This is a genomic window from Shewanella sp. SM21 (assembly GCF_025654335.1).
Lineage (GTDB): Bacteria > Pseudomonadota > Gammaproteobacteria > Enterobacterales > Shewanellaceae > Shewanella > Shewanella oncorhynchi.
In genome coordinates, this window is the sequence record NZ_JAKKRL010000005.1 from 254,153 (window position 1) to 280,630 (window position 26,478).

The window sequence follows — 26,478 nt, forward strand, 5'->3', positions numbered from 1 at the left end:
AGAGACAAAATGTCCACCGAGGGTGACTTGCCCGACAAAAAGACCCACTCAAGTCACATTTTTTATCAGCGTAAAATGAGACTATGGCGAAAGTCACACGATAGGGCCTTACATCTTGACACACTCGACCGTGGCCTTTAATTTGAGCGAAAGATTCTTATTTACAGACTAAAATCACTACAGGTAAATGGCTTGTAAAAGAGGACATTAACCTGAGTCGAATTTACTGACGCTGACAGAGTGACCTTCAGCTTTCGCCTTCATCCGTTATCTTTGGAGTTCTATTTGCCCGTTCATGCCCTGTCTGAAGACCTTAAGTCTCTCATCGACAAACTCATTCAATTAAAGCAAGTTCCACCGACGGAACCGATAGTGCAGTTGTCACTAAACACTGTCGCTATGCCTTTAATTTCATGGTTGGCATCGCAGACGCAATTTCCGCGCATCTACTGGCATGGGCGCGACAGAATCGAAGAAGTCGCGGCGATTGGGGCGTGCAAAGACTTTAGATTTGAAACCGGAATCAATGATCAGCAACTGGCCATGGCCTACCAAGAGCAGCGAGCCTTATCGACGAATCAGAATATTCGCTACTATGGCGGTGTTGCCTTTGATCGCACTATAGAGTCTTGGCCTGAGTTCGGTAATAGCCGCTTTATCCTGCCGCGCATTGAATTTAGACGCAGTGGGAACAAATTTAGCCTATTAGTGAATCTTAATTTTGCTGATAATGATCACCATAGCGAGATAGATAAGGCCATCGGCGCTATCGAAGCCGTCATGCCTGCGAAGCCACTCTCGCCACCTAAAAAGATCGTTCCACTTGGACGCAGTGACAAACCTGATTTTGAACGTTGGAAGACATTAGTCGAGCAAGTGGTAGATCCTAAGTTCAATCAAGATACCCCAAAAGTCGTGTTATCCCGCTTAACGCAACTTGAAGTCAACGAACCTATCGATCCTTGGATGGTGTTGGCTTGCTGGCAGGGCCGTAATCCCAATAGTTTCCAGTTTGGCTTTCAATTTAGCCCAGATCGCACTTTTATCTCTTGCTCACCAGAGCGTTTATTCCGCCGCCGTCAGCAGGAGCTATTTACCGAGGCACTTGCTGGTACAACGGTACGCGGTCTCAATCAAGAAGAAGATGTTGCGCTGGCGAACGCTTTATTAGAAGACAACAAAAATAGCGTTGAAAACCAACTTGTTCGCAGTCACATAGTGAATATGCTCACGCCGCTGAGCAATTATGTTGGCGCCGATGAATTAGCGACTATTTTTAAACTGAACCATATTCAACATTTACACCGTGCAATTCGAGCCGAATTAAAGCCGGGCGTAAATGATTTTCAACTGTTGCAAGCCCTGCATCCTACTCCTGCAGTTGGCGGCTTGCCGCGGTATTCAGCGCTAAACTTTATTCGTCAACGTGAAGGTTATATTCGTGGTTGGTACGCCGGTGCCTGCGGCTATTTCAATAAATATGAGAGTGAGTTTTCGGTAGCGATCCGCAGTGCGCTGATCGAACCAGGTCGGATTAACCTATTTGCGGGGGCGGGAATTATTGCAGGTTCTGAGCCCGAAGCTGAGTGGCAAGAGCTTGAAAATAAACTCGCAACCATAATGTCGATTTTATTCGAAATGTAATAAGCCTAGTAAACATTAAGACTATTCAGCGCCGTCAGCCCTTCGTTTTTCAATCGTTTCAAGGTAAAGCCTGTCCTGTTCACCCGAATCGATTAAGCGCTTATGTGCAAGGTCAAAATGTTGTTTCAACATCTGGCCTTTCTCGGTGTTAGCGAAAACAAAATAGGTTTCGGCCTTGAGTACACCTTGAATAATCACAAAATTTTGTGGCGCCTTTAATTTAGGAACAAACGTAAGTAAATTAGGTTTGTAATCTAGCACGGCATCTATACGTCCAGCATTTAAGCTATTGAGCATAGTCAACATATCGCTACTTTCTTCGTAATACATAGGCACAGGTGTCAGCATATTGTATCTGTAGGCCAGCATGGCCTGAACCTTCTTGTGGGATAGGCTTTCAATACCGGTCCAGCCTGCTGCTGCCTCGGCAGTAACAGCCACATCGATAGAGTCCACTTCAACCATATTCTCTGTTAATAGCCCCTTTTTAATATCACCCTTGTAAACGCTGAGCGTGATATCGGTACGATTGTGCTCAACAAGATATAAACTGCGGGCAAAAGGCATAAACTGCACATTGAGTTGCCATTCTGGCTCAGGGAAAATCCGCTGAAGTAACTCGAAGTAGTAACCCGTTTTATCACGATTGGCAAATCCCTCCCAAGTTGACGTTGCGACATTGACCACTATCGGCTGAGCGGCGGAAACAGATACAGGTAACACAGCTAAAAATAAGCAAAAAGTAGCAAAAAATCGTCTCATGGCTATCCTCCTTCGACGTATTCAAAGTGTAGAAGAGTTTTCATTCTATGTGCACATTTAAACAGCAGACTTGCATCTTAAAACTCGACCACTATAATGGCGACCCGATTTCAGCACGCTGTCATCGGCAATAAAGTCGTAAACATAATAAATTGAATATTAGCGGGTTCCCTCACCCCGCCCTACACAACTAAAAAGGCCACATATGTTAATGTTAACCACAGCGCAGCTTCGCCGCGCTTTATTCCTATTAGTAGGATTTCACATACTGATTATTTGCGTCAGCAACTACTTAGTACAATTGCCATTTCAACTGTTTGGCTACCACACAACTTGGGGGGCATTCAGCTTTCCGTTCGTGTACTTAGCCACAGATCTCACTGTCCGTATTTTTGGCCAACAAGCCGCACGCAGTATCATACTCAAAGCTATGATCCCCGCTTTGATGATTTCCTACGTGATGGGAGTTGTGTTCCATCAAGGTAGCTTCCAAGGCGCTGACTCACTTGCACAGTGGAATACCTTTGTGTTCCGAATTGCCTTTGCCAGCTTCGCGGCTTATTTGATTGGTCAGTTGATGGATATTAAGGTTTTTGCCCGTATTCGAGCCAGTCGCTCTTGGTGGGTCGCCCCAGCCGCCTCAACCTTAGTCGGAAATCTGGTCGATACTTTAGTCTTTTTCAGTATCGCCTTTTACGCCTCTTCCGATAGCTTTATGGCAGCCAATTGGCCCGAAATCGCTACAGTCGATTACGGCTTTAAGCTAATCGTGAGCTTAGGCCTTTTCCTACCGGCATACGGTGTTTTGCTAAAAGTCTTACAGGACAAGATTTTGCGAGCCAATCCGCAAGAATCAATTTCCTGATCAACCCAACTGGCCAGACCTGTTATAATTTAACCAGTTAATAGCTCAGCCCTGCTCCTGTTAACGCGCGAGTGGGGCTGATTTTTTATGAGAGTAAACTATGTATTCTATTGAAATTAAAGCAGAGTCAAGTTTGACTCCCGAGTTAGCCGCTCAGCTTATCCAACTTAGCCAACAAATCCCTGAGCTCGATCACCCACTCACAAACGAAGTGTTGGACCAGCGCTTACAGGGCAAGACATGTTTGATCTTAGTCGCATATGTAGAAGGTGAACTTGCGGGTTTTAAACTGGGTTACGAGCAAGAAGAAACCATATTTTACAGCTGGTTGGGTGGAGTAGCATTCGACTTTAGACGTTTAGGCTTAGCGCAGAGCCTACTCGAATATCAAGAAACTTGGGCGCGCCGCCAAGGATATAATCATATTCAAGTGAAGACGCTGAACCGCTTCCCTGCGATGCTTAATTTATTGATCAGTAATCAATATTTAATTACTGAACTGACAGCCGATCCTAAAAGCTTAGTCGATCATAAACTGCATCTGTGCAAGTCGATCTAAACCGTTAATGGATGAGAGCAAAACGATATTTGTAAAGATGTGCACTTTTTGCAATAAATAGCTTGCAAACACAATTGAGAATGATTATCGTTAACGTGCGTTCCAAAACTCATCTTTAACAACGATGACTGGTAATCGACGTTGTTATGGAGCTCCTGAGTTTGCAAGCACGACATTGCTCACACACACTCTTTGTGGCCGGACTCATCATCCGGCTTTTTTTTGCCTAAAAATCAGTAATGCAAAGCCACATAATACAAAGCTAGCAATCGCTCGACATATTTTAATTCAAACCTAATCAGCCAAATACAATACACTGCCTATCTAACGGGATAAGACTAATCTGCAGACATATCGCTGTAGTTGCCCGCAAAGTGTAAGCCATCGTAGGGATTATTTTGCTGATCTTCCTTCGCTTCATGATACAAACCTATGGTAAATAAAGACCCTTTACCCAAAGTTGAACTCACTTCTATCGTGCCGCCAATCCGCTTGATAATGCCGTAACTGAGCGAAAGACCTAAACCAGTGCCATCCTTACGTGTGGTATAAAAAGGGTCGAAAATCCGTCCAAGCTGCTCTGGCGCTATCCCTGAGCCTTCATCTTCCACTTCGATTTTGACGCCAATCGGCATATCCTGCTGCACCCAGTCATAGGTTCGCACCCAAATACGTCCTTTACCGTCCATCGCATGCGCCGCATTCACTACAAGATTAATCAAGACTTGCAGCAACTGCGGACGATTAACCTGTACTGGGCAACTGGCGTTTAACTCAGTGATCAGCACGACTTCTTGTTTTTGAATTGAATGTCGCACCAACACCAACATTTCTTCGATAATAGGAGTCATCGGATGCATTTCTAGTGGTGCGTTGAATTCGCCAGGTCGGCTGTATTGCAACAGGCTACGGATGATAGTGCTGATCCGCCCAACCTGTTGAATGACTAGATCAATTTCTTCTTTCACTACTTCTGCATTGTCGCCAAGCTCGTAGCGCAGTAACTCCATATTGCCGAGGATTACGGCAGTCGGATTATTGATTTCATGGGCGATACCTGCGGTCAATTCGCCAAGAGCTGTGAGCTTCTCGTTAGTGACGAGCTGTTGACGCGTTTCGTTTAGTAATGCCACGTTACGTTGCAGCTCTAAGGTTTTATCCTGCAGGCTACGAGTACGCTCTTCAACCTTCATTTCAAGCTGTTCTGCCGCCGCTTGAATTTGGGCATTTCGACGCTGTAGCAAGTCAAGCATACTGTCAAATTGCTCGGCTAGGTTCGATAACTCATTATCCCTATCTAATCCTAAGGCGCCGATACGAATATTGCGCCCCGACTGCACTGCTTGTACAACATGGTGAATACGTTCAATGGGCTGCAATAAACTATAAGCACCGCGATAAACCAGCAGGCCAGAGACCAACAGCACTAACATTAGAATCGTGCCTAGCTCTATGATATTGAGTAAATAATTATGGATAAATGGCGATTCAGAAAAGCCGGTATAGATCATACCGACACGTTGGCCGCGAACATCTTTCAAGGGGGCATAAGCGGAAATAAACCAATCGTTAAATACGAAAGCGCGATCGACCCACTGCTCGCCTTGAGTTAACACTTTGTCTTTCACTTCCTCCGACACTAAACTGCCAAGCGCGCGGCCCAGCGTCTCATTGCCTGTGGGATAAAAATGCAGCGGCACGTTGGTGGAAATACGGATGTTATCTAAGAAGATGGTCACAGTGCCGATGGAACGCTCGGGCAAGGTGCCTTTGTCGTATACCAGATCACGAATGTGGTCGACAATTCGAGTATCGCGATTAAACAAGATCCCACCATCGAGATACCAAGCCACTTTGCCTTCCATATCAGGGACGGGCAATAGGCTACGGCTCAATAAACCACGTTCTTCAACGGTTTTAACGGGGCTCTGCGCCCGCAAGGTTGCAACTATCGGAATGCTCGCAGTGATAGCCAATTCGGGATCGATACGTGCTAAACGCTCGGGCGGCAGCACCATCAAGCCGGAGTAAGGTAATAAACCGTCTAACTTAGGAAGGATTTGGCGTAAATCTGGGTCTGCGGCCGCTTCGGCAACACTGACTAAACGCAGATAATCGAGATTTAGCTGGTTTTTCTGTTCAAGAAGAAAAGCATCAATACTGGCTCGGTAGCTGACTTCGCCACTTAATTCTTTACCACTGAAAAGTGGCCTAAAGTCATTTTGAAAGGTCCAAGACGTCACCACACGTTCAAGTTGTTTTTCTTGGCGTACTTGCACTTGCTGCAAAGTGTTTTCGGCAACAGATAAGTCAGCTTTAACCTTCATAAACAGCTGCTTACCTGTATAACTGATGTTCCAGTAAATAGTGATAAACACTAAACTCACCAGTGTCAGTAGAATGGGCAGTAACGTCAGGATTAATATGCGATAGCGCACCTTGGCCTGCATTTGCTGCCAACTGACACCAAAAAAGTGAGTGAAGAATGACACCCTATGACTCCTGTTCGCCACTAAAATCAAACCACTCTTTATACTTGCGATCTAAGGTCTTACGCGAAACGCCTAAATCCCTCGCCGCGGCAGACTTATTGCCAGAATGTAAGTCCACAACACTGGTCACATGGTGTTTTTCTACGTCTTTCAATGGCCAATCCAATGGATAACCCGATGTGGATAAAGACTCACTCTTCAGCTGTTGCTTCCAATATTCCGCTGGCGGTTTACCCAGCAAAATACAACGCTCAATCATGTTGCGCAGTTCACGAATGTTACCAGGCCACTCGTGTTGCTGTAGTTTCACCATATCTTCATGGCTCCACACGACTTCTCTTACCCCTAATTCAGCGGCAAGTTGGCGAGTGAAATGATGGGTTAACTCCACGACATCTTCGGGTCTATCACGTAATGGCGGGATTAAAATATCGAGCACATTCAGCCGATAATATAAATCTCGACGGAAATTCCCTGCATCCACTTCATCAATCAGAGTACGGTTAGTGGCCGCGATCACTCGCACATCGATGTTAACTTCTTTCTCGCTGCCCACAGGACGAATCGCTTTTTGCTCTAATACTCGGAGTAAAGCCGTTTGCATTTTCAGTGGCATTTCGCCAATTTCATCGAGAAAAATCGTCCCGCCAGAAGCAAAACTGAATAAACCTTCACGATTGCCTTTCGCACCCGTAAAGGCACCGGCGGTATGGCCAAACAATTCACTTTCGAGCAGTTCAGGGGCGATAGAGCCACAGTTAACTGGGACAAAAGGTCCCTGACGTCCACTAAGCAAATGCAATTGCCGTGCGACTAATTCCTTACCCGTGCCCGACTCACCTTGGATCAAGACGACGGCATTGGTCGGCGCCACACGTTCGATGATATGTTTCACCGACTTCATGGCTTCACTGCTGCCAATAATGGTCGATGAATAACCGATTGAAACCTCACGACGCAGCATCAAGTTTTCACGTTTAAGCAGACGACGTTCGATACAGCGATCGACCGCAGTCATCATTTGTTCGAGGTGGAAAGGTTTCATGATGAAGTCAGACGCACCAGCGCGTAGCGCGGTAATCGCGACTTCCATGTCAGCATAGCCAGTCATAAATATGATGTCCGAACGACGCCCCTGCTCATCCAACGCTTCATGCCATTCGATACCCGAACGACCAGGCAGACGAATGTCAACGATAAGCAAATCGAAATGGCAACGGCTACGCAGCTGCTCCGCATCTTCGATACTGCCCGCCGTTTCGACTAAGGCAAATTTCTTCGAGAGTGCCTTATTTAAAAAACTCCGCATTCCGGGTTCATCATCAACAATCAGTACCGATACTGCTGATGGAAGAGGCTTGAGGTTATTATCTATCTGGCTCATATTGTCTGCTTCTGGACATTTTGACTCATTTGCGACCAATTCTAGCACTGAAAATAGATGAATAGGTCACTATGAACCATCAGAAGTTTGTCCTGAGACAATTTGTCTGTAGAGTATTTGTTAAGCTTGGGATCAAGCTCACAAATTAGGTTAAGCTGTGAAGAAAATGACCGCATTCTCAGCTTGGCATCTAACTTGCTTTCAACCGAACGTATTACAATTTACGAGACCTTCCACTCAGTAGGCATTTGAGTTGGAATCCTATTTTCCGCCAAGGAGTACCCATGCTAAACATGAAATCTCATATGAAGTCATTACTGGGACTGGTTGTTGCAGCCAGTATGTTCACTGTTTTACCCGCTCACTCGACTGAAATTATCAAGTTAGCCACCACCACCAGCACAGAAAACTCAGGTCTATTGAAAGAACTGTTACCTAAGTTCGAAAGTGAATCAGGCTACAAGGTTCAAGTCATCGCCACTGGTACAGGTAAAGCCCTGAAACTAGGTGAGCAAGGTGACGTGGATTTAGTCATGACTCACGCGCCTAGCGCCGAAGCTAAATTCGTCGCCGATGGTTTTGGTGTTGAGCCCCGCGGCATTATGGAAAATGATTTCGTAGTACTTGGCCCTAAAAACGACCCAGCAAAAATCCGTGACAGCAAAACGGCCGAAGAAGCCTTCGTTAAAATGGCAAAATCAGGCGTACCTTTTATCTCTCGTGGTGACAACTCAGGCACTCACATCAAAGAGTTAGAAGTATGGAAAGCGGCAAATGTTACTCCTAACTTCAAAGGTTATACTTCAGTCGGTCAAGGCATGGGTAAAACCCTGCTGATGGCAAACGAAATGCAAGGTTACACTCTGTCTGACCGTGGTACTTTCGTGGCTTATAAAACTAAACTCGATCTTGCCGTTGATTTCGATGGTGGCAAAACCTTAGCCAACCCATACCAAGTCATTCTCATCAACCCTGCTAAATACCCAGATCTGAACCACAAAGGCGCTAAAGCATTCAGCGACTGGTTGATCAGCAAAGAAGGTCAAAGCATGATCAACAGCTTCAAAGTTGAAGGCGAGCAATTGTTCAAGGCAACTTATAGCGAATGAACGACGGCTGGCTAGCACTATTACAGCAGGCGTTAAGCCTGCTGTTTTCTTTAGACCCTGACGTTTGGTCCATCATTTCGATCTCGTTTTCGGTTTCTTTCGCGGCACTGCTGATCACGCTTGTTCCTTCCATGGTGCTCGGCTTTGTGTTGGCGTTTGCGCCATTTCGCGGCAAATGGATAGTCACTAACTTAGTTCAAACTCTGCAATCAATCCCGACAGTGGTTATCGGTCTACTCGTGTATTTACTGCTAACACGCAACGGTCCTCTGGGCGATCTAAAATGGTTATTTACCCAAGAAGGTATGATTCTCGGGCAAATGTTCATCTGTGCCCCCGTGCTAATTGCAATGAGCCAAGCCGCATTCACTAGCGTTGATCGCAGAGCTTGGGAAACCTCACGCACCTTAGGTGCCTCTTGGTGCCGTGCAGTGTGGACAGTATGCCGAGAACTGCGCATGCCCTTACTGCTGGCGATTGTCGCGGCGTTTAGTCGCATTCTGACCGAAGTCGGCTGCTCTATGATGGTCGGCGGCAATATTTTAAACGTGACCCGTAATATTCCTACCGCAATCGCACTTGAAACCAGCAAAGGTGACTTCGCCCAAGCTATCGCCCTCGGGCTAGTGCTGCTAATCTTGGCCTTGATCCTCAACTTTGCCTTAGGTAGTTTACGCGGCAAAGCCATGCCAAGGAGCCATTAAGCAATGACTAAGGTCAAACTGATCGCCCGTGACGTAGAAATGTCCTTTGGCGCGCGCCTGTTATTCAAAGCCGACGTATTATCGCTCTGCCAAGGAGATGTGATTTATCTGCAAGGCGACAATGGCACAGGCAAATCAACCTTGATGAAAATTCTGGCGGGCTTAATGCCACCAACCAAAGGTCATATTGAGGCTGTCGGTTTTGCCCAAAATGCTTGGTGGCGACGCAATCCATTGTTAGGTAAGGCTGTTTATCTGCACCAACATCCTTATTTGTTCGACGGCACAGTAGAATATAATCTCACCTATGGGCTGAATTTCAGCTCAGAAACAAAAGCCAAGGCTAAACAGCGGATTACTCAAGCAATTGAGATGGCGCAGCTAGGGTCGCTGCTGCACGAAAGGGCCAGTAATCTCTCTGGTGGCGAAAGACAGCGCCTCGCGATTGCGCGCGCTTGGATCCTACAACCTAAACTATTAATGCTCGATGAACCCACCTCCAATATGGACAAGGATTCCCAAGAGCTAGTATTAAAAATGATCCAACAACTCAAACACGAAGGCACAGGAATGTTACTGAGTAGCCATCAGAATTGCGCGTTAACCGCCATCTGCGAACAACAGTGGCACATAGAAGGTGAGCGCGTGATGACCTCTTATCAACAGCCTGAATCTTTGCCAGCACAGGAGCCTTTGTATGTCATCGCAAATTGATGCCGTTATTCTCGCCGGTGGTATGGCCCGTCGCATGGGTGGCGACGATAAAGGTCTCGTCGAATTAAACGGTGAAGCCATGATTAAGCACACAATAGATAGAATAAAACCTCAGGTTAAGGAGATCCTGATCAACGCAAATCGTAACCAAACACGTTATGCTGAGTTCGGTTTTAAGGTAATAAGTGACGAGCATAGTGGTTTCCTCGGACCTTTAGCGGGTATGATCACCGCTATGGGCCAAACAGATGCAGACTACTTATTAGTAGTGCCCTGCGACTGCCCACTCCTGCCACTTGACCTTGTTCCGCGTATGTTGGCAGCAATTGAAGCAGAAAAAGCCGAGATTGCTGTCGCCAGTGACGGTGAGTATGAACAACCCGTTGTTTTACTCTTAAAACCTAGCTTACGTGACTCGATGAAAGCGTTTCTTGAGGCGGGAGAGCGTAAAGTGGACTTTTGGTATATCAAACATCACTTCGTCGTAGCGACATTCGCCGACCAGCCCAATGCTTTTGTGAATGTGAATACGCCAGAACAAAAACAACGACTAGCGATAGAAATCACCCAATAGCTAAAAAGGCTCCAATAACCCAAATTAGAGGTGCAAATGAGTAACCCCTTCGTCAATCCGCTCGCTATTCCCGTTCTCGGATTTTGTGCCTACAGTGGCACGGGGAAAACCACCTTACTCAAGCAATTGATCCCCGAATTAAATCAACGTGGTCTACGCTTAGCCGTAATCAAACATGCCCACCATAATTTCGACGTAGATATTCCCGGCAAAGACAGTTACGAAATGCGTAAAGCGGGCGCACGACAAATGCTGGTCGCCTCCCATGTACGCTGGGCGCTGATGACAGAAGACGCGCGCGATGGCGATCCTGAGTTAGTCCATTTACTCAAGCAAATCGAAGCCGACAAAGTCGATATCGTCCTCGTCGAGGGCTTTAAAAAGCTCGCATTACCTAAAATTGAATTGCACCGCGCCGCCCACGGCAAACCTTTTATCTACACTCAAGATGAGAATATCCTCGCCATCGCCTGTTGCGACGATACTCAATTGCCCAGCGACGCACTTCCTAGTGAGCTGCGCCGACTCGATCTCAACAATGTCTGCCAGATTGCCGATTTTGTGATGGAGTACACCCAAAACTGGGAAGCGCCACTCCAATACCCCATTTCGGCCGTGGATGCCTGCGCCATAGGCGACAACAAAAACCTTACCGTCAGCCAAGGTTTAGCGCAGATTTTATCCCATGTATCACCCGTGGCAGAGATTGAAGACATTGAGTTAGATGCCTTAGATAACCGCGTACTGGCCAGCGACAGCATTTCTCCCGTCGACGTGCCACAACAAACTAATTCGGCGATGGATGGCTACGCCTTTGTCTATCAAGACCCAATGCCTACCACCTTAAAATTGGTGGGAGAGGTTCTTGCCGGTCATCAATATTCGGGCACGCTTAAAGTCGGCGAAACCGTGCGTATCATGACGGGCGCAACAGTGCCTGCAGGTGCCGATACTGTGCAGCCCCGAGAGCTTGCCAAGGAAGTCGATGGCATTGTTAGCTTTGAAGGCCGCATTCTTTCTGGCCAACACGTTCGCCTAGCAGGAGAAGATATTGCTCAAGGCCAAGTCGCACTCGCAAAAGCCACTCGCCTAAGCGCCGCCGAACAAGGTTTACTGGCCTCACTCGGGCTCAATCACGTGAGTGTATATCGCCGCCCAACTGTTGCAGTATTCTCCACCGGCGATGAAGTGAGCCAGCCTGGCGAAGTACTCAAAGCTAACTGCATTTATGACTCAAACCGCTTTACCATCAAAGCGATGGCAAAACGTCTCGGTTGTGACGTTATCGATTTAGGCATTATCGAAGATTCCGAAGCCGCCCTTGAAGCAACTCTCGCTAAAGCCGCCGACCTTGCCGATGTCGTCATTAGCTCGGGTGGTGTGTCTGTCGGCGATGCGGACTACATCAAAACCGTGCTTACACGCCTCGGAAAAATTGATTTCTGGCGGATTAGCATGCGTCCGGGTCGGCCACTCGCCTTTGGTAAAGTGAATGACAGCTTATTCTTCGGGCTACCTGGCAACCCAGTCGCAGTCATGGTGTCTTTCCTGCAATTTGTGCAGCCCGCTTTACGAAAATTAGCAGGTGAAGTGAACTGGCAAGCGCAGCTATTCCCTGCAATAAGTGATGAAACTCTACGAAGCCGCCAAGGCCGCACCGAATTTATTCGCGGGATTTATCAGCTTGGTAAAGATGGACGCCTACACGTGAGTAGCACGGGCAACCAAGGTTCTGGGATGTTAAGTTCAATGGTTAAAGGGAATTGCCTCATCATCATAGGGGATGATGCAGAAGCCGTGAATGCAGGTGAAACTGTATTTATTCAACCCTTTGCGGATCTACTTTAGGATCCAGTGAGTTTTTTTATGAGTCTAATTGTGGATTCCTTTGGCCGTAAGGTCGAATATTTACGGCTCTCGGTCACCGACCGCTGCGACTTTCGCTGTGTTTATTGCATGACGGAAGATCCCTGTTTTCTGCCAAAGGACCACGTACTCCACCTCGAAGAATTAGCTTGGATTGCCCAAGCCTTTACCGAGCTTGGTGTGACTAAAATTCGCCTGACCGGCGGTGAGCCCTTAGTTCGCACCGATTGCGACCAGCTAGTGGGTCTGCTTGGCAAACTGCCTGGGCTGACGGATTTATCCATGACCACCAATGGTTCAAGGCTGACAAAATTCGCTAAACCCATGTTTGATGCAGGATTAAAGCGCCTCAATATCAGCCTAGATACCTTAAACCCCACACTGTTTACTCAGCTAACGCGTAACGGCAAATTAGACAGAGTCATCGATGGTATTGATGCGGCTATTGCGGAGGGATTTGAACGTATCAAGATTAATGCGGTGATTTTAAAACAGCAGAACGATAATGAAGTTATTGATTTAGTTGATTTCTGCCGTGGCCGTAACTTAGACATCGCCTTTATCGAAGAAATGCCACTTGGCGAAATGGATGAGCGGAAACGCGCCCGTCATTGCAGCAGCGATGAAGTAAAAGCCATCATCAATAGTCACTATCCGCTACAGCTTTCCAACAAACGTACCGGCGGCCCAGCACGTTATTACACTATGGCTGACAGCCCAATCCATATCGGCTTTATCTCGCCCCACAGCCACAACTTCTGCCACGAATGTAATCGCGTGCGCGTCACAGTCGAAGGCCAATTATTGCTGTGTTTAGGCAATGAACATGCCGTTGATCTCAAAAGCATAGTCCGGGAATTTCCGGCTGATATTGAAAGATTAAAAGTCGCTATTCTCGCGGGAATTAATCTCAAGCCTAAGCAACACGACTTTGGCAATAATGAGGTACAAATCCTACGCTTTATGAACGCCACTGGCGGTTAAGCATCACCACTCCATCGCTTAAGGGCTAGCATCTCAATTTGGCCGTGATAAACTCGAAGCATCACCCCATACTTAGCGTTACACATTTCTATGGCATTAACTCGTAAGCAATGGAATAACATCATCATAGTCGCCTGCGCCTTTATGGTCGCCGTGCTGACTTTTATGGATAACAAAACCAATAATGTTCCGAGTGATGCTCAGCGACTGTTTGACGATAATGCACCGCTTTCACAGCTGCAACTCGACGGGTTATGGCTGCACAAGCAAGCATCACAATGGGAGTGCGACACTAAAGTCCTCAACTGTGATGAATGGGCAAAGGCGTGGCAAACCATACGGGTATCCCCCTTAACCGCCGCGCCAGAAACCACAGATAATCCGCAAGAGTTAGTCATCCAGATTGCAGATATCCGCGATGCTCAACTGTGGATCTATTTTCCCAATGAAGGCGCCTTAAAGTCTCCCGCAGGTAATTGGTATTTAGTACCACCGAGTTTAAGAGCTAAACTGCAACCGATCCTCGATGCGAAACCCACAACTTAATGTCACCCAATTTTACTTAAGATAAGAAAGAATCCATGCCGGAATTACCAGAAGTTGAAGTCACCCGTCAGGGTATTGCCCCCTACCTTGTCGAGCAAACCGTAATAGATCTTGTGATCCGCAATGGCTCGTTGCGCTGGCCTGTGCCTGACATAGCCAAACAGATTATCGGTCAAGTTATACGCCAAGTGCGACGCCGTGCTAAGTATCTATTAATCGACACTGACGCGGGCACCAGCATAGTGCATTTGGGTATGTCAGGGAGTTTACGGATTTTGCCCCACGACACGCCAGTGGAAAAGCATGACCATATCGACTTAGTGCTCGCCAACGGCCGCATTTTACGCTTTAACGATCCGAGACGTTTCGGTGCTTGGCTATGGTGTGAACTCCCAGAAGAAGCCCATCCATTACTCGCCAAATTAGGGCCAGAGCCACTGACCCATGCCTTTAATGTCGCACAATTAGCGGCAGCTTTAGCGGGCAAGAAAAAAGCGATCAAGCTTTGCCTGATGGATAATCATATCGTAGTGGGTGTAGGCAATATTTACGCCAATGAAGCCTTGTTTGCCGCTGGTATTCATCCAGAGGCCGAAGCAGGTAAAATCGATATCGAGCGTTTGACCGTTTTAGTTGCCGAAGTGAAGCAAATCTTAGCCCACGCCATTAAACAGGGTGGAACCACGCTGAAAGACTTCACCAATGCCGATGGCAAGCCCGGCTACTTCGCCCAGAAACTGCATGTCTATGGTCGCGGCGGTGAAACCTGCACAAGCTGCGGTAACTTACTAAGTGAGATCCGTTTAGGCCAACGCACCACAGTATTTTGTGGCATTTGCCAAACACGCTAATATTGCGTTATTTATAAGCCAAAATGCCAAGCAAGTGCTTGGCATTTTTCGTTATTTAATCAATTACAGCTGTCAAAAACGATACTCAAAACTGCTAAATAGCGTGGCATTGGTATCATTTTCTTGAACTTCAAACTCCGATCTCGATACAGTTCCACCTAAGCTCCACATGCCTTTCCACACAGGCATACGGTAAGAAAGCTCCAGCATCAATAAATCTTCTTTTGGCGGTTGTGGTGCCCAAGTGTTCGCCACATTGGAGCCATCTTTATTCAGCTTCGCATAACGCAGCAACGAGGTAAAACCACGGCTGTTATTAAACTGGCCAACTAATCCAACCACGAACACTTGTGCATCGCTATCATAGGTAGAACCCAAAGCACGACCATAGTAGCGAGCACCACTCAGATAGACAGGATCCTCATAGAAACAATTGGCACTATCACCATCGCATTTTACATAGGTGTCCGAATATTCCATGAACAACTTAAACTGCTTACCCGATGTGCCAAAATGGGTATCAATACCCCAAAGTGAGCCGCAGTCACTACCATTTTCACAACTATGTTCGAGATATAATCCAACGGGAATATCCTGCAAAGTATCGGCATAACGCATATCAATACTTTGAGTTCTATGGCCTGCATCGCGGCGCTCATTCGGCGCACAATCATTTGTACCATCGATACAAACAGCATTACTCGCAACCGAATCCCACCAAGAGTCAAAGTTACAATCTTGGCCCTCACCACAAAATAAGGTCGACCAAGACAATCCCACTTCTAACTGTTTAATCGGTCTTGCACTTAAGCGCATATCCCACTCAGCCGTCTTAGGCACAGCACGATCCACTTCAGTTAAGCTAAATCCGGTTTTAAAGGTCCAAGGACCAATCCAAGATAACCAAGGTGTTTCAAAGGCCGCGGCATTGTTACGGCTCAAGGTTAACGATGACATAGGGCGGGCGTTATTAGAACGATGTAGAGCCGAGTCAAACCCCGGTCCCCACCACTGCTCAACCGCGCCTAAGGTTGCGATCCAATTACCAAAAATGATGGCAAAATAAGACTCATCAAGGCGGAAATTTTTATTATCTTGCGGATCATAGGTTTCTGCCACAGTCGCCTTATAAGCAACACGCGATCCTAAATACTCGTAGGAGCCCAGCACTTCACCTTTCTCGCGATAGTCAGAACCATAATGTTGAAAGCGAGCAGGATCAGATGCTGCCGATACTTTTATCCGTGCATTACCACGATTATCGACAGCATTTTGATAATAAAAATTAACCCGTGCAAAGGCTTGTACTAAAGAGGGAGAAAGCAGCTCAGGCTCAATTTTCGCTAAATCACCACCAATGCCTGACCACATCAATGGATAAGTATTCACTGGCACAGTGATCACACCCGCATCAGCAAGTGCTTGAATGTCAGCTCTAAGATAAATATCAGAGGCATCGACCCAAGGTGCAGCAGCAAGCATTGAAGAAAAAAACAGGCCAGAGGCAATGCTAGTAGCAAGGATCGTGGGGGGAAAAAAAGCCTTCATAACATCCTTTTAAGTATCATCACAAGGCAACAATGCCTCAAAGTTAACACAAAACGCCTACGTAAAAACCATCAGGTACGCAGGTAAAATCTAGGGTTTAACCAACTTAAGCTTTGCCGCCAATGCAGCAGTTACTTCAGGGTGAACAAACTGGCTCACATCGCCACCATGCAAAGCGACTTCCTTAACTAAGGTTGAAGAGATAAATGAGTTTTCCTCGGCAGGCGTTAAAAATACGCTTTCCAGATCAGGGCTCAATCTGCGATTCATATTTGCTAATTGGAATTCATATTCAAAGTCGGATACCGCGCGTAACCCACGCACAAGTACACTGGCCTTTTGCTCCTTGGCAAAATCCACTAGCAACCCCGAAAACCCCACCACCTCAACATTATCCAAATGAGCAGTCACCCGATTGACCAATTCAACTCGCTCTTCAAGGGTGAATCTAGGCTGCTTGGAAGGATTAGCCGCAATGCCAATCACCACATGTTTAAACAGTTTAGCCGCACGCTCAATCAAGTCGGCATGACCATTGGTGATAGGATCAAATGTCCCTGGGTAAATTGCTCTTGTATGCACTTTGCTGACTCAACTCACATGGATGCCAAAAATCATTGCTCGCAAGTCTACTCGTTTTAGCCAAGCGAGTGAATAATCGCAGCAAAAACGACTTTAAATACCGATAAAAAACTTAAAAATAAGCAAGAACGCTATTGATTAAGCCCATGTAAAGGCACGAACAGGTATAATGTTGCACGAAATTAAAACCGACCACATACAATGTTGCTCCCCTATTTAACGATATACACTGAGCAGTGTTAGGTTTAAAAACGACGTTTGAAGACACGCAGAAGAGCATATATGAAGAAAATCGCGATTTTTTGCCATAACTTTTTCTCCAACGGCACAGTGAAAGTCGCCTTGTCGCAGGCAGAAGTGTTACAGGAAGCAGGACAAGATGTACATTTGTTTGTGTTTCACAGGGAAGGCGATTTTATACCTCCGCAAAATGTGACCATTCATTATCTGTTTGAAGCGGGTCAAAAACCTTCGCTACAGGAGCAGATACAACAACTCAAAGCTAAAGTGAGCGCCGCCGAAAAAACGGGCAAGTTTTCACTCTTTCTAAGTAATTCAACTGACTGCGATGTTGTTGTTTCCGGCTGTCATTTCGATCCTTGCTACTACTTCTGTCATTGTGCGTTAAAACAAGAGTTATTGATGGAGTTAAAACGCGGTCCAGTACACTTCTGGCGCAGATGGAAAAAAGCCAAGGCTCTGATCGGCAAAAAAATCATCACAGTCTCAAATGGTATTGCCGACGAACTCAGAGCCACTTCTTGGTTAAAACCCCAGAGCGTGCAAACCATCTACAACCCTTTTCGCTTAGAAGAAATAAAAATTAAGACTCAAGAAGTTATCGCCGAAATTCCCAATGAGCCTTATATGATCCATGTGGGTAGAGTCACTCGTCAAAAGCGCCATGACATTCTCTTCAAAGCATTGAGGGATATGCCGACAGCACCGAAACTCGTGCTTCTCTGTAATCGACCAAATAAAGCGCGTAAATTAGCCAAAAAATACGGTGTTGAGCACCGAATTATCACACCCGGTTTTCAACATAATCCCTATGCTTGGATTGCCAACGCAGAATTAATGCTACTGAGCTCAGATTTTGAAGGCTTGCCAACGGTAGTCATTGAGTCATTGGCCTGTGGCACCCCCGTCGTAAGCACTGACTGCCCTCACGGCCCGAATGAAATCCTTACCGGACATTTAGCTAAATATTTGGTTCCCGTTCGCCAACCTGCATTGTTGGCACAAAAGGCTCTGGAATGTCTGGCATCGCCTCCATCGCTTGAAGACCTTGCTATTCTTAAAGCCGTAGATAGTCAAAATATTGCAAAGCAATATTTGAACTTAGCCGAATAAATATCTTTATACGGTAAAAAAGTAGAAACTCTATTGAATATAAGTAGAGTTTCTACTTAACCTCCAACACCTGTTACACTCTGATACAGTATGAAAGCTCGTTTTAATTGGATTAAAAAACACAAGACGTTAACAAATGCATCAAACAAAGAGTAATAACACACAGAAATACAATACATTTAGCCTGTATAATTACTATTATTGAACATCGATAAAACAGTTTATTATAAGGTTAACCATTCTATATTTATGAATAAATAAATTCATTGATAGTCTATTTGAAAAATATCAAAATACTTCCCATCAAATAATTCTGCCTAAGTAGAATTAGCAATAAATGATTTTTTGGGGTAGTAATGAGTAAGCTTAAAGTGGCTTTATTAGTTGATGAGTACTTTGGTGGTACAGGCACAGTGTATGGTGGATACGGTTTTCTAGCACGCCACTTAATCGCCAAACACTTACCCAACGAAAATATTGAAGTAGAAGTGCTGATAAAAAAAGACTGCAGCAAGCAAAGATTAATACCTCGTCGCTATATGATCGATGGCATTAAAGTTTATCGCTTAGCTGCTAAGTTTATGGATTTCCTTAATATTAGGTTTCTGAAAAAGAAGAATTACGATATATTTCTGTCAATAGAAATGACAACCCACTCATATCGCATTCTAAAAACCATTCCCAATATTGATAAAAAACTCCTATTTTGGGTTCAAGATCCAAGACCTGATTATGAATGGGATGAAATTAATACCGTAAAACTTTTCCCTGAGAAAAGTTATTGGGACAGTAATATTTATCAGTTTGTTCATGACCTTTGGGCGGCAGGGAAAGTCTCATTTATTTCTCAGGCACGCTTTTTAGATCGTAAAGCCAGAGATCTCTACAATCTCGATGATAAAACAGAAATCAAATATTTACCCAATCCTATCGAGATCGATCATAATTTCGATGTAGAAGCACACCCGAAGAAAAATCACATTATCTTTCTGGGACGAATTGAGTCAGTCAAACGTGGTTGGTTATTTTGCGAGATAGCTAAACTGATGCCTGAATATGAATTTTTCATGCTAGGTCAGTCATTTAGGCAGTCAAAGAAAAATCAGTCCATCATGAATGACTACCTAAATATTCCCAACCTACATTTTGTAGGGCATGTAGAAGGCGATCGAAAAAACCAGCTAATCAAAGATGCTAAAATTTTAGTCAACACTTCAATTCACGAAGCTCTACCAATTTCTTTCTTAGAAGCGTTATCTTATGGCACCCTTCTCGTCAGTTGCCGTGACCCCGACGAGCTGACGAGTCAATTTGGCGTATTTACAGGTACAGTGCTCGGAGATGGTTTTGATAAAGTCGATTTATTTGTCGATGGTATACGCCATCTGATGGAAAACGAACAACTAAGACAAGAACTCGCGGTTAAGGCAGTTGACTACATCAAAGCAAACCACAGTATTGAAGATTTCCAGAAAAATATGCAAGAAATCATCTTTAAACTGGTTGAAGAAACGAAACTGCAAGGCTAACAAAATGGGCCGATATTTCAATATCGGCCCATAAGTAACGACAACTAGCTAAAACAACTTCCAATAACCTAGCTTGCGCCGCATCTTAAAATGGCGCAACAAGTTCAATGGTTTAGGTTTTAGCCAATCTGTGCCTTTATCAATCAAAGCATCTGTTGCGGCTAAAACTCGCTGGCTAGATTGACCATCGCCCGTAGGGTGAATTTGATTGCAATAATCATGGATGTGCGCCATCAAATCATCAGGACGACTCAGTGCTCGCGTTAATGCAGATTCAATATCCTCAACCCGACTGATATCGATTAAATGATCTTTCGGTGACTGATTTTTAAAGGTCACCACTGGTTTTCGCTGCATTAAAAACATCAACAGAATCGATGAAGTGTCACACAACATCACATCCCCCGCCTGCAGCAAAGGGATCACATTATCAGTTTCAACAAACTGTAAATTCTCGTTTTCTAAAGCCTTGTACTGCTCAACAATCTTAGGATTCATCTTTGGATGAAATTGCACTAACCAGCTCCATTGGCTCTTTTGCGACAGGGCTTTAATCTGCTCAAATACCACAGGTGCGCAGGTCAAACTTGGGGAAAATGTTGAGCAAAAGAGTACTACAGGCCTTGGGTCATCAGCTTTGATATAAGGATTATCTTTATTCTCAAGAAATAGGGGGTCGAGCGCAGGCCATCCCGTTTCAACGACAGTAAAAGTACCAAACTTTTTCTCTAGTTTCAGAAAGGGCAGAGTCGTCGCAGGGCCTTGGGTACAATACAAATCAAAACAATCTCTGATTTCGAAGTGATCTTCTCGGCCCTTATGATTCATTTTACCCGCATTAAATCCATGGAATACGCCCACTTTAACCCCAGGAATAAAATGAGGGACAACGTTCCCAGGGACGAATACCGCATCTGGTTTCCACGCTTTCACAGCATCGATGCTCTGCAAGCGCAGTTCATCGGTTTTTAAAAACTTAGGATCGACCTCATTTCCCTCTAAGAACCAGCTAACCTCATCACCTCTTTCCAAAATGACTTGTTGAAGTGGCCTTAACATCGCATAGGAATAGTTTTGCGCTATGTAAAATAAATAACGTCTTTTGGCTTGTTTGGCTTCTTCCACAAGCATGCTCCTAAAACACAAACGAATAAATTATTTTGCCAACGCTAAATATTGTTCGGCAATTAAGGTCGCATCGACTTTGGTCAAAATCTCAACCTGCTCGAGGGATGGCGGCAAGCTAACAACCTCGTCTATCATTTTAGCTAACGCTTTGGGATCACGACGCGGCACGAGATAAGGCACTAAATTTCCGGTTAAAATTTCACTAGGTCCATGTGGGCAATCAGTGCTCACAACAGGAGTCCCACAAGCTAAAGATTCAATCAAGACTGTCGGTAAACCTTCAAAATCAGAGCTGAGTACTAATGCCTTAGCCTGCTTAATCCATGGAAAAGGATTACTTTGAAAACCGGGAATAATTAATCGCTTTTCAATACCAAACTTTTTCGCTGCTTTTATCGCTTTTTTGTGGTTATGACACAAGAGCACGACAGGAAGTTGATTTTGCGTGAGTTTGAGGGCTTCAAACAACACATCATGGCGCTTTTGCTTAGCAAAGCGACCGACATGAATAAGATAATCTCCCTGAGGGATTTGCGGATTATCTTGCTGTGATTGAGATGTGATTTCGTTAAATTCAAATGGATTATAGATAGTTTGCATAGATGCTGGATGCAAACGACCTTTATCTTTAATCTCCTTTGCTATACCATTTGAGACAGTAATCAAATGCTGACTATTGAGCGCTTTTTTGGATTTTAGCTTCTTGAAATAAGCAAACGGTCCCAGTTTAAATTGGCGGCTCAACTCTTCTTCTACAGAAGAATGGACTATGACATAAAGTGGTGAAACACCGGTTTTGGTCATCATCAAATTGGTTTTATCTAAATTTGATAAAAACAAATCAAACTTGCCCACTTGAGATTCAATTTCCGCGATTTTTGCGCTGAGCTTGTTAACCGAAGCATTCAATCGCCCAAAATGGTCGAAATCTTTATCCTTAGGGGCAAAACATTGATGAATGGGTAAGTCCTCAGGGATTTCATAATAGCGATTATCTTCCATGACTAAAAAATGCGGCTCATGCCCTAAGCGAATAAATTGCTTGGCTAAGGTAATCATGACCTTTTCGGCTCCGCCACCCGCTAAACTATCAATGGCAATGGCTATCCGCATGATTTATCTCCTAAACGATATTCTGAATACAAACCGCTAACGCAGCGATACATCAAGAGTGCTGAACAAGAATGCTGATACTAACAAGCCTTAACTGAGTGTCTGCTGAACCACCAGATCAAACTTCTCAATCACGGCTTCAACACTGATCAAAGCCATCAAATGCTCGCCTTTGGCGCGAGTGCCCCACTTAACTTCGCCGCTATGTTGGGATGCTATCGCCTCATCATAGGCGCTCGCCACATATTGCTGCGATAAATACGGACCTGTGCGCCCAGGATTGGAATGGGCATATAAACCAATGACTGGCGTGCCTTGGGTAACCGCCATATGCGCAGGGCCAGTATCCGGTGCTAACACTAAGCTTGCGCGTTTGAGCAGGGCCAATAATTGAGTCAGACTGGTTTTGCCCACTAAATTATCGATTTTAGAGGGACAAGCCTGCAAAATTTGCTCTGCTAAATCCTTCTCAAGTTGAGTTGGGCCACCGCAAAGCATGACTCTAAATCCTTTCGCAATCGCATGGCTCGCAACGGTGGCATAACGCTCTGGTAACCAGTTACGTTCAGCCTTACTGGCTGCAGCGCAAATGATAAAGACTTTTTCATTGTCTTTAATCTGCGTCTGGGCAAATTCAGTATCCGCAATTGGCACAGGAATATGCCATTGAGGAGTGAGATCGTTAACGCCAATCACCTTAGCGAATCCCATAAATCCTTCGAGCACATGGGGATTTGCCAAGGGCTCCACCCTGTGATTTGTCACTAGCCACTGACCTTCTTTAGCGCGGGCACGATCAAAGCCTATGCGCACCTTTGCCGAAATGGCTAATGAAGCCAAGGTTGCACGTAGCGCAACCTGCATATGCAGCAGCACGTCAAAACGTCGACCTTTTAAGGCCTTACGCAAATTAAAATAACTGCGCCATCCTTGAGATTTATCGAAAATAACAAACTCAATGCCGGGTAAATGCTTCAACAATTGATATTCGAGTTTACCGATCACCCATGTGATTTTGAGCTCGGGGTATTGCCGCTGAATCGCCTGCACCATAGCCACGGCATGACAGACGTCACCGATAGCGGATAAGCGAAGCAAACAAAGAGAATTCATGGTATTGGGATTTAAACTCATTGGGATTGAAGCTAAAAGCTCTTAAGGTTATTTGGCGCAAGCTAAGGATCTTAATGTAGAATGGCCCTAGGTGCCACGCTTAAGTCAACAAATCTCCGATGAATGCTCAGATACAGCTCATAAAAACCGCCCAAGGTAACATTGCAGTTTGCCAAGATACGCCAACAGATATCGATCCCGCGTGGTTCACGGTGGATTTTTGGCGGGCTAAAAATGCTGTCGTCGGTTCATCCAAAGGCCGCTACACCACTTGGTTTGTGGCATTTGAGCACAGTCATTGGGTATTGCGTCATTATTGGCGTGGCGGCTTAATGGAGAAATTCAGCAAAGATGCTTACGTTTATACCGGCCTCGAAAATACCCGCGCCATGGGTGAGTTACGCTTATTAGACATTTTGTATCGCGAAGATTTTGCTGTACCTAAACCGATTGCCGCCAACATAGTGCGCGATGGATTATTTTACCGCGCCGATATCATTATCGAACGGGTCGAAGGCGCCGAAGATTTAGTCGCTAAACTCGGCAAAGGGGTCATGAGCACAGAGCAATGGCAGGCATTAGGGGCTTGCATCGCCCAATTCCACCAGCGCGGTGTGTACCACGCCGATCTCAATGCCAAGAATATTTTGTTCCAGCCCGCACAAACTGAACCCTTAACGCCAGAGCGGTTTTATCTTATCGATTTCGACCGCGGCGAGTTAAAAAAACCGAGCCCGCAATGGCAGCAATCAAATCTAGACAGACTGTTACGTTCCTTTAATAAAGAACAAGCCAAGCTACCAAACCTTGCCTTCACCGCTGATAACTGGTCATCACTAATGCAAGGCTATCAAGCGGCGATGCAAAGCGCCTGATCCACTAAACGAATTATCCAGTTGAATTAAGCGGTTATTAAAGATTGCGCGAGAAGATATTGTTGTTGCAAGGCACCGCGATTTGCCTCAACCACAGCCAATCCCGCGTTCACCGCCTGCTGGCGTAACTCAGGTTTAGCAAAATACTCAATCAAGTTAGCGGCAAGTTCATCCGCCGAAGCGACAACCCTTAACCCACCAGCATCCGCCAACATCTGCGTAATCTGGGCAAAGTCCCAATGGTTCGGCCCCACCATAACAGGTACGCCCATAGCAACAGGCTCCAAGGGATTATGGCCACCATTATTGATCAGCGTGCCACCGACAAAGGCTTGGTCCGCCGCGCCATAAAAGGTCAGAAGTTCACCCATGGTATCGCCGACCAGCACTTGAGTCGTGGCCGCCACAGGAAAATTACCGCTGCGGCGAACAGATTCAAAACCTTGGCTGGCAACAAACTCAGCAACGGCAGAAAACTGCTCAGGATGACGCGGTGCAATAATCAGCAAGGCATCGGGCCACTGAGCTAATAATTGCTTATGGGCGGTGAGCATGGCGTCAAATTCTCCAGGATGCACACTGCCTGCGACCCAAATCGGCGAGGTTTCACGCCCCCAAGCTTGACGTAGCTGCTTGGCATTGGCTAAACGCTCAGGCGTAATACTGAGATCAAACTTCAAGCTACCGCATACTGTTACTCTGTCCTGCGATACACCTAACTCGATAAAACGCTGCGCTTCCACTCGAGTCTGCACCGCAATAACATCGAGTCGTTGCAACATAGGTCGACTGAGTTTAGGGCGCTTAGCATATTGCGCCGCCGACTTGGCCGACAGACGTGCATTGGCCAACATCAAGCGCACACCTCGCTTGGCCGCTAAGGCAACCAAGTTAGGCCACAGTTCGGTTTCCATAATGATGCAAGATTTAGGTGAGACTTGGCGCAAGAAACGCCGCACACACCAAGGTAAGTCAAAGGGTAAATAACAATGCTGCACTGAGTCACCAAAGGCTTTACGCACTTCGGCAGACCCTGTTGGGCTGGTTGTGGTAACCGTAATGCTTAACTCAGGGTGTGATTGCATAATCAAACGGATCAATGGGATTGCCGCAAGCGTTTCACCCATAGACACAGAATGGACCAGTACATCCGTCGATTTAAGTCGGGTTAATCCAAAACGTTCCCCCCAACGACCGCGGTAATCAGGGCTTTTAATAGCACGAAATGCTAAATAGACGATTAGCAAAGGGGATAATAAATATAAGATCGTGGAATAGAGAAAACGATTCATTAAAAACGTGCTTATGAGTTTTGCCTGATGAATAGCGGCAATGTTAGCATATGCACCAAATTAGGGATAATTTACCAGCAGTTCGGCGGTCGTTGGTTAGCTTTCTTTGATCAATTATGTGGCGTTCACTAGCAATTTGGATAACTTATGAAAACCCGCGACAAAATAATCTATGCCAGTCTTGAACTGTTCAACGAGCATGGCGAAAGAAACATCACCACCAATCACATTGCCGCTCACTTAAATATGAGTCCCGGGAATCTTTATTACCATTTTCGCAATAAAGAAGACATTATCCGCTGTATTTTCAGTCTCTATGAGAATCATCTCGAATCGGGTTTCCAACCCTATGAAGATAAGCAAGTGGATGTAGAACTGTTAATCGGCTACTTCGATGCTATGTTCTATACCTTGTGGCAATTCCGCTTCATGTACGCCAATCTTGCGGATATTCTCGCTCGCGATGAAGAACTAAAAAAACGCTATTTGCACGCACAGCAGCAAGTCTTAACGCGTTCAAGCCATGTGCTGCATAAACTCACACAAGACGGATTTCTGTGTATCGATGCTGACAAAATCACGCCACTGGCGGATACCATTAAGATGATCGTCAGCTTTTGGATTGGTTATCAACTCACACAATCCAGCACGTCCACCATTACTAAAGCGACACTTTATGAAGGCGTTTTAAGGGTGCTGATGATTTTCAAAGCCTATGCAACCCCGACTTCCGTTGCGACTTTTACTCGCCTAGAGCAACATTACCACGCGCTAGCGAGTCAAGAATCCCTATAACATCATCCCAAACGCCTATGTTGGGAACTCGCATTCGGAACTAAACTCAAAGCAATTATAGTACTGAGTGCGAACCCGTTTTCGCTCTACAACGCT

General features: G+C 45.6%; 24 protein-coding genes. 15 read left to right on the top strand and 9 right to left on the bottom strand.

What is annotated here, in order from left to right; translation table 11 throughout:
- Positions 1-285 precede the first annotated feature (285 nt).
- On the top strand, positions 286-1,644 hold the full coding sequence (locus L5L94_RS08810) for an isochorismate synthase MenF (protein ID WP_263162614.1): 1,359 nt from the start codon (positions 286-288) through the stop codon (positions 1,642-1,644).
- A 21-nt stretch (positions 1,645-1,665) separates the two neighbouring features.
- Here the strand turns inward: L5L94_RS08810 and L5L94_RS08815 are convergent, their stop codons facing one another.
- Complete coding sequence (locus L5L94_RS08815) at positions 1,666-2,406, bottom strand: substrate-binding periplasmic protein (protein ID WP_219251450.1); 741 nt, start codon at positions 2,404-2,406, stop codon at positions 1,666-1,668.
- Between the two features lie 205 nt (positions 2,407-2,611).
- Here L5L94_RS08815 and L5L94_RS08820 point away from each other — a divergent pair, with 205 nt between their 5' ends.
- Together L5L94_RS08820 and L5L94_RS08825 are read left to right on the top strand one after the other, a co-directional pair.
- Positions 2,612-3,271 (top strand): 7-cyano-7-deazaguanine/7-aminomethyl-7-deazaguanine transporter, encoded by a 660-nt coding sequence (locus L5L94_RS08820; RefSeq protein ID WP_263162618.1) that lies wholly within the window; start codon positions 2,612-2,614, stop codon positions 3,269-3,271.
- A gap of 100 nt (positions 3,272-3,371) precedes the next feature.
- Positions 3,372-3,830, top strand: coding sequence for a GNAT family N-acetyltransferase (locus L5L94_RS08825; protein ID WP_263162621.1), 459 nt, complete (start codon positions 3,372-3,374; stop codon positions 3,828-3,830).
- Positions 3,831-4,168: 338 nt separating this feature from the next.
- Here L5L94_RS08825 and L5L94_RS08830 read toward each other — a convergent pair whose 3' ends face one another.
- Positions 4,169-6,322, bottom strand: a complete 2,154-nt coding sequence (locus L5L94_RS08830; RefSeq protein ID WP_263162624.1) for a cache domain-containing protein — start codon at positions 6,320-6,322, stop codon at positions 4,169-4,171.
- Position 6,323: 1 nt separating this feature from the next.
- On the bottom strand, positions 6,324-7,706 hold the full coding sequence (locus L5L94_RS08835; protein ID WP_105250738.1) for a sigma-54-dependent transcriptional regulator: 1,383 nt from the start codon (positions 7,704-7,706) through the stop codon (positions 6,324-6,326).
- Positions 7,707-7,990: 284 nt separating this feature from the next.
- Here L5L94_RS08835 and L5L94_RS08840 point away from each other — a divergent pair, with 284 nt between their 5' ends.
- The 8 genes from L5L94_RS08840 (at position 7,991) to mutM (ending at position 15,054) form a co-directional block, all read left to right on the top strand.
- Positions 7,991-8,815, top strand: coding sequence for a substrate-binding domain-containing protein (locus tag L5L94_RS08840; RefSeq protein ID WP_131524430.1), 825 nt, complete (start codon positions 7,991-7,993; stop codon positions 8,813-8,815).
- A complete protein-coding gene (locus L5L94_RS08845; protein ID WP_105250740.1) occupies positions 8,812-9,519 on the top strand; it encodes an ABC transporter permease in 708 nt (235 codons plus the stop codon). Before L5L94_RS08840 ends, L5L94_RS08845 begins: the two co-directional genes overlap by 4 nt.
- 3 nt (positions 9,520-9,522) lie before the next feature.
- Positions 9,523-10,233: an ATP-binding cassette domain-containing protein gene (locus L5L94_RS08850; protein WP_173497808.1), complete on the top strand. Its 711-nt coding sequence runs from the start codon at positions 9,523-9,525 to the stop codon at positions 10,231-10,233.
- Positions 10,217-10,807 (top strand): molybdenum cofactor guanylyltransferase MobA, encoded by a 591-nt coding sequence (gene mobA, locus L5L94_RS08855; RefSeq protein ID WP_263162629.1) that lies wholly within the window; start codon positions 10,217-10,219, stop codon positions 10,805-10,807. The genes L5L94_RS08850 and mobA overlap by 17 nt, the downstream gene beginning before the upstream one ends.
- A 36-nt stretch (positions 10,808-10,843) precedes the next feature.
- Complete coding sequence (locus tag L5L94_RS08860; RefSeq protein WP_263162631.1) at positions 10,844-12,655, top strand: bifunctional molybdopterin-guanine dinucleotide biosynthesis adaptor protein MobB/molybdopterin molybdotransferase MoeA; 1,812 nt, start codon at positions 10,844-10,846, stop codon at positions 12,653-12,655.
- Between the two features lie 18 nt (positions 12,656-12,673).
- Complete coding sequence (gene moaA, locus L5L94_RS08865) at positions 12,674-13,657, top strand: GTP 3',8-cyclase MoaA (protein WP_263162634.1); 984 nt, start codon at positions 12,674-12,676, stop codon at positions 13,655-13,657.
- A 90-nt stretch (positions 13,658-13,747) separates the two neighbouring features.
- Entirely contained in the window at positions 13,748-14,203 is a 456-nt protein-coding gene (locus tag L5L94_RS08870; protein ID WP_263162638.1) for a hypothetical protein, read from the top strand.
- 35 nt (positions 14,204-14,238) lie between these two features.
- A complete protein-coding gene (mutM, locus tag L5L94_RS08875; RefSeq protein ID WP_113940164.1) occupies positions 14,239-15,054 on the top strand; it encodes a bifunctional DNA-formamidopyrimidine glycosylase/DNA-(apurinic or apyrimidinic site) lyase in 816 nt (271 codons plus the stop codon).
- Between the two features lie 72 nt (positions 15,055-15,126).
- On the opposite strand, the gene L5L94_RS08880 is transcribed toward mutM, so the two are convergent.
- Positions 15,127-16,602 carry a capsule assembly Wzi family protein gene (locus L5L94_RS08880; RefSeq protein ID WP_263162642.1) on the bottom strand — a complete coding sequence of 492 codons (1,476 nt, stop codon included), beginning with the start codon at positions 16,600-16,602 and terminating at the stop codon, positions 15,127-15,129.
- A 90-nt stretch (positions 16,603-16,692) separates the two neighbouring features.
- Positions 16,693-17,184, bottom strand: a complete 492-nt coding sequence (gene coaD, locus L5L94_RS08885; RefSeq protein WP_105250747.1) for a pantetheine-phosphate adenylyltransferase — start codon at positions 17,182-17,184, stop codon at positions 16,693-16,695.
- Positions 17,185-17,466: 282 nt separating this feature from the next.
- Here coaD and L5L94_RS08890 point away from each other — a divergent pair, with 282 nt between their 5' ends.
- Complete coding sequence (locus L5L94_RS08890) at positions 17,467-18,537, top strand: glycosyltransferase (RefSeq protein ID WP_263162645.1); 1,071 nt, start codon at positions 17,467-17,469, stop codon at positions 18,535-18,537.
- A gap of 356 nt (positions 18,538-18,893) precedes the next feature.
- Positions 18,894-20,066: a glycosyltransferase family 4 protein gene (locus L5L94_RS08895; protein ID WP_173497803.1), complete on the top strand. Its 1,173-nt coding sequence runs from the start codon at positions 18,894-18,896 to the stop codon at positions 20,064-20,066.
- 48 nt (positions 20,067-20,114) lie between these two features.
- Here L5L94_RS08895 and L5L94_RS08900 read toward each other — a convergent pair whose 3' ends face one another.
- The 3 genes from L5L94_RS08900 to L5L94_RS08910 all read right to left on the bottom strand — a co-directional run bounded on the left by L5L94_RS08900 (position 20,115) and on the right by L5L94_RS08910 (position 23,441).
- Positions 20,115-21,197, bottom strand: a complete 1,083-nt coding sequence (locus tag L5L94_RS08900; protein ID WP_411569219.1) for a CDP-glycerol glycerophosphotransferase family protein — start codon at positions 21,195-21,197, stop codon at positions 20,115-20,117.
- A 24-nt stretch (positions 21,198-21,221) separates the two neighbouring features.
- Positions 21,222-22,307, bottom strand: a complete 1,086-nt coding sequence (locus L5L94_RS08905; RefSeq protein ID WP_263162650.1) for a glycosyltransferase — start codon at positions 22,305-22,307, stop codon at positions 21,222-21,224.
- Positions 22,308-22,397: 90 nt separating this feature from the next.
- Positions 22,398-23,441: a glycosyltransferase family 9 protein gene (locus L5L94_RS08910; protein WP_263162653.1), complete on the bottom strand. Its 1,044-nt coding sequence runs from the start codon at positions 23,439-23,441 to the stop codon at positions 22,398-22,400.
- A gap of 98 nt (positions 23,442-23,539) precedes the next feature.
- On the opposite strand from L5L94_RS08910, the gene L5L94_RS08915 reads away from it, so the two are divergent.
- On the top strand, positions 23,540-24,295 hold the full coding sequence (locus tag L5L94_RS08915) for a 3-deoxy-D-manno-octulosonic acid kinase (protein WP_263162656.1): 756 nt from the start codon (positions 23,540-23,542) through the stop codon (positions 24,293-24,295).
- Between the two features lie 26 nt (positions 24,296-24,321).
- Here the strand turns inward: L5L94_RS08915 and waaA are convergent, their stop codons facing one another.
- A complete protein-coding gene (gene waaA, locus L5L94_RS08920; RefSeq protein WP_263141277.1) occupies positions 24,322-25,587 on the bottom strand; it encodes a lipid IV(A) 3-deoxy-D-manno-octulosonic acid transferase in 1,266 nt (421 codons plus the stop codon).
- A gap of 147 nt (positions 25,588-25,734) precedes the next feature.
- On the opposite strand from waaA, the gene L5L94_RS08925 reads away from it, so the two are divergent.
- On the top strand, positions 25,735-26,382 hold the full coding sequence (locus L5L94_RS08925; protein ID WP_263162659.1) for a TetR/AcrR family transcriptional regulator: 648 nt from the start codon (positions 25,735-25,737) through the stop codon (positions 26,380-26,382).
- Positions 26,383-26,478: the final 96 nt, after the last annotated feature.

Excerpts from the sequence above, each read along its gene's own strand:
- L5L94_RS08880 (WP_263162642.1), bottom strand. The coding sequence starts at position 16,602 with ATGAAGGCTTTTTTTCCCCCCACGATCCTTGCTACTAGCATTGCCTCT.
- L5L94_RS08910 (WP_263162653.1), bottom strand. The coding sequence starts at position 23,441 with ATGAGTTTAAATCCCAATACCATGAATTCTCTTTGTTTGCTTCGCTTA.
- L5L94_RS08915 (WP_263162656.1), top strand. The coding sequence starts at position 23,540 with ATGAATGCTCAGATACAGCTCATAAAAACCGCCCAAGGTAACATTGCA.
- L5L94_RS08820 (WP_263162618.1), top strand. The coding sequence starts at position 2,612 with ATGTTAATGTTAACCACAGCGCAGCTTCGCCGCGCTTTATTCCTATTA.
- waaA (WP_263141277.1), bottom strand. The coding sequence starts at position 25,587 with ATGAATCGTTTTCTCTATTCCACGATCTTATATTTATTATCCCCTTTG.
- L5L94_RS08870 (WP_263162638.1), top strand. The coding sequence starts at position 13,748 with ATGGCATTAACTCGTAAGCAATGGAATAACATCATCATAGTCGCCTGC.
- L5L94_RS08860 (WP_263162631.1), top strand. The coding sequence starts at position 10,844 with ATGAGTAACCCCTTCGTCAATCCGCTCGCTATTCCCGTTCTCGGATTT.
- L5L94_RS08890 (WP_263162645.1), top strand. The coding sequence starts at position 17,467 with ATGAAGAAAATCGCGATTTTTTGCCATAACTTTTTCTCCAACGGCACA.
- L5L94_RS08825 (WP_263162621.1), top strand. The coding sequence starts at position 3,372 with ATGTATTCTATTGAAATTAAAGCAGAGTCAAGTTTGACTCCCGAGTTA.
- L5L94_RS08845 (WP_105250740.1), top strand. The coding sequence starts at position 8,812 with ATGAACGACGGCTGGCTAGCACTATTACAGCAGGCGTTAAGCCTGCTG.
- L5L94_RS08895 (WP_173497803.1), top strand. The coding sequence starts at position 18,894 with ATGAGTAAGCTTAAAGTGGCTTTATTAGTTGATGAGTACTTTGGTGGT.
- moaA (WP_263162634.1), top strand. The coding sequence starts at position 12,674 with ATGAGTCTAATTGTGGATTCCTTTGGCCGTAAGGTCGAATATTTACGG.
- L5L94_RS08840 (WP_131524430.1), top strand. The coding sequence starts at position 7,991 with ATGCTAAACATGAAATCTCATATGAAGTCATTACTGGGACTGGTTGTT.
- L5L94_RS08925 (WP_263162659.1), top strand. The coding sequence starts at position 25,735 with ATGAAAACCCGCGACAAAATAATCTATGCCAGTCTTGAACTGTTCAAC.
- L5L94_RS08900 (WP_411569219.1), bottom strand. The coding sequence starts at position 21,197 with ATGCTTGTGGAAGAAGCCAAACAAGCCAAAAGACGTTATTTATTTTAC.
- L5L94_RS08815 (WP_219251450.1), bottom strand. The coding sequence starts at position 2,406 with ATGAGACGATTTTTTGCTACTTTTTGCTTATTTTTAGCTGTGTTACCT.
- L5L94_RS08850 (WP_173497808.1), top strand. The coding sequence starts at position 9,523 with ATGACTAAGGTCAAACTGATCGCCCGTGACGTAGAAATGTCCTTTGGC.
- mutM (WP_113940164.1), top strand. The coding sequence starts at position 14,239 with ATGCCGGAATTACCAGAAGTTGAAGTCACCCGTCAGGGTATTGCCCCC.
- mobA (WP_263162629.1), top strand. The coding sequence starts at position 10,217 with ATGTCATCGCAAATTGATGCCGTTATTCTCGCCGGTGGTATGGCCCGT.
- L5L94_RS08835 (WP_105250738.1), bottom strand. The coding sequence starts at position 7,706 with ATGAGCCAGATAGATAATAACCTCAAGCCTCTTCCATCAGCAGTATCG.
- L5L94_RS08905 (WP_263162650.1), bottom strand. The coding sequence starts at position 22,307 with ATGCGGATAGCCATTGCCATTGATAGTTTAGCGGGTGGCGGAGCCGAA.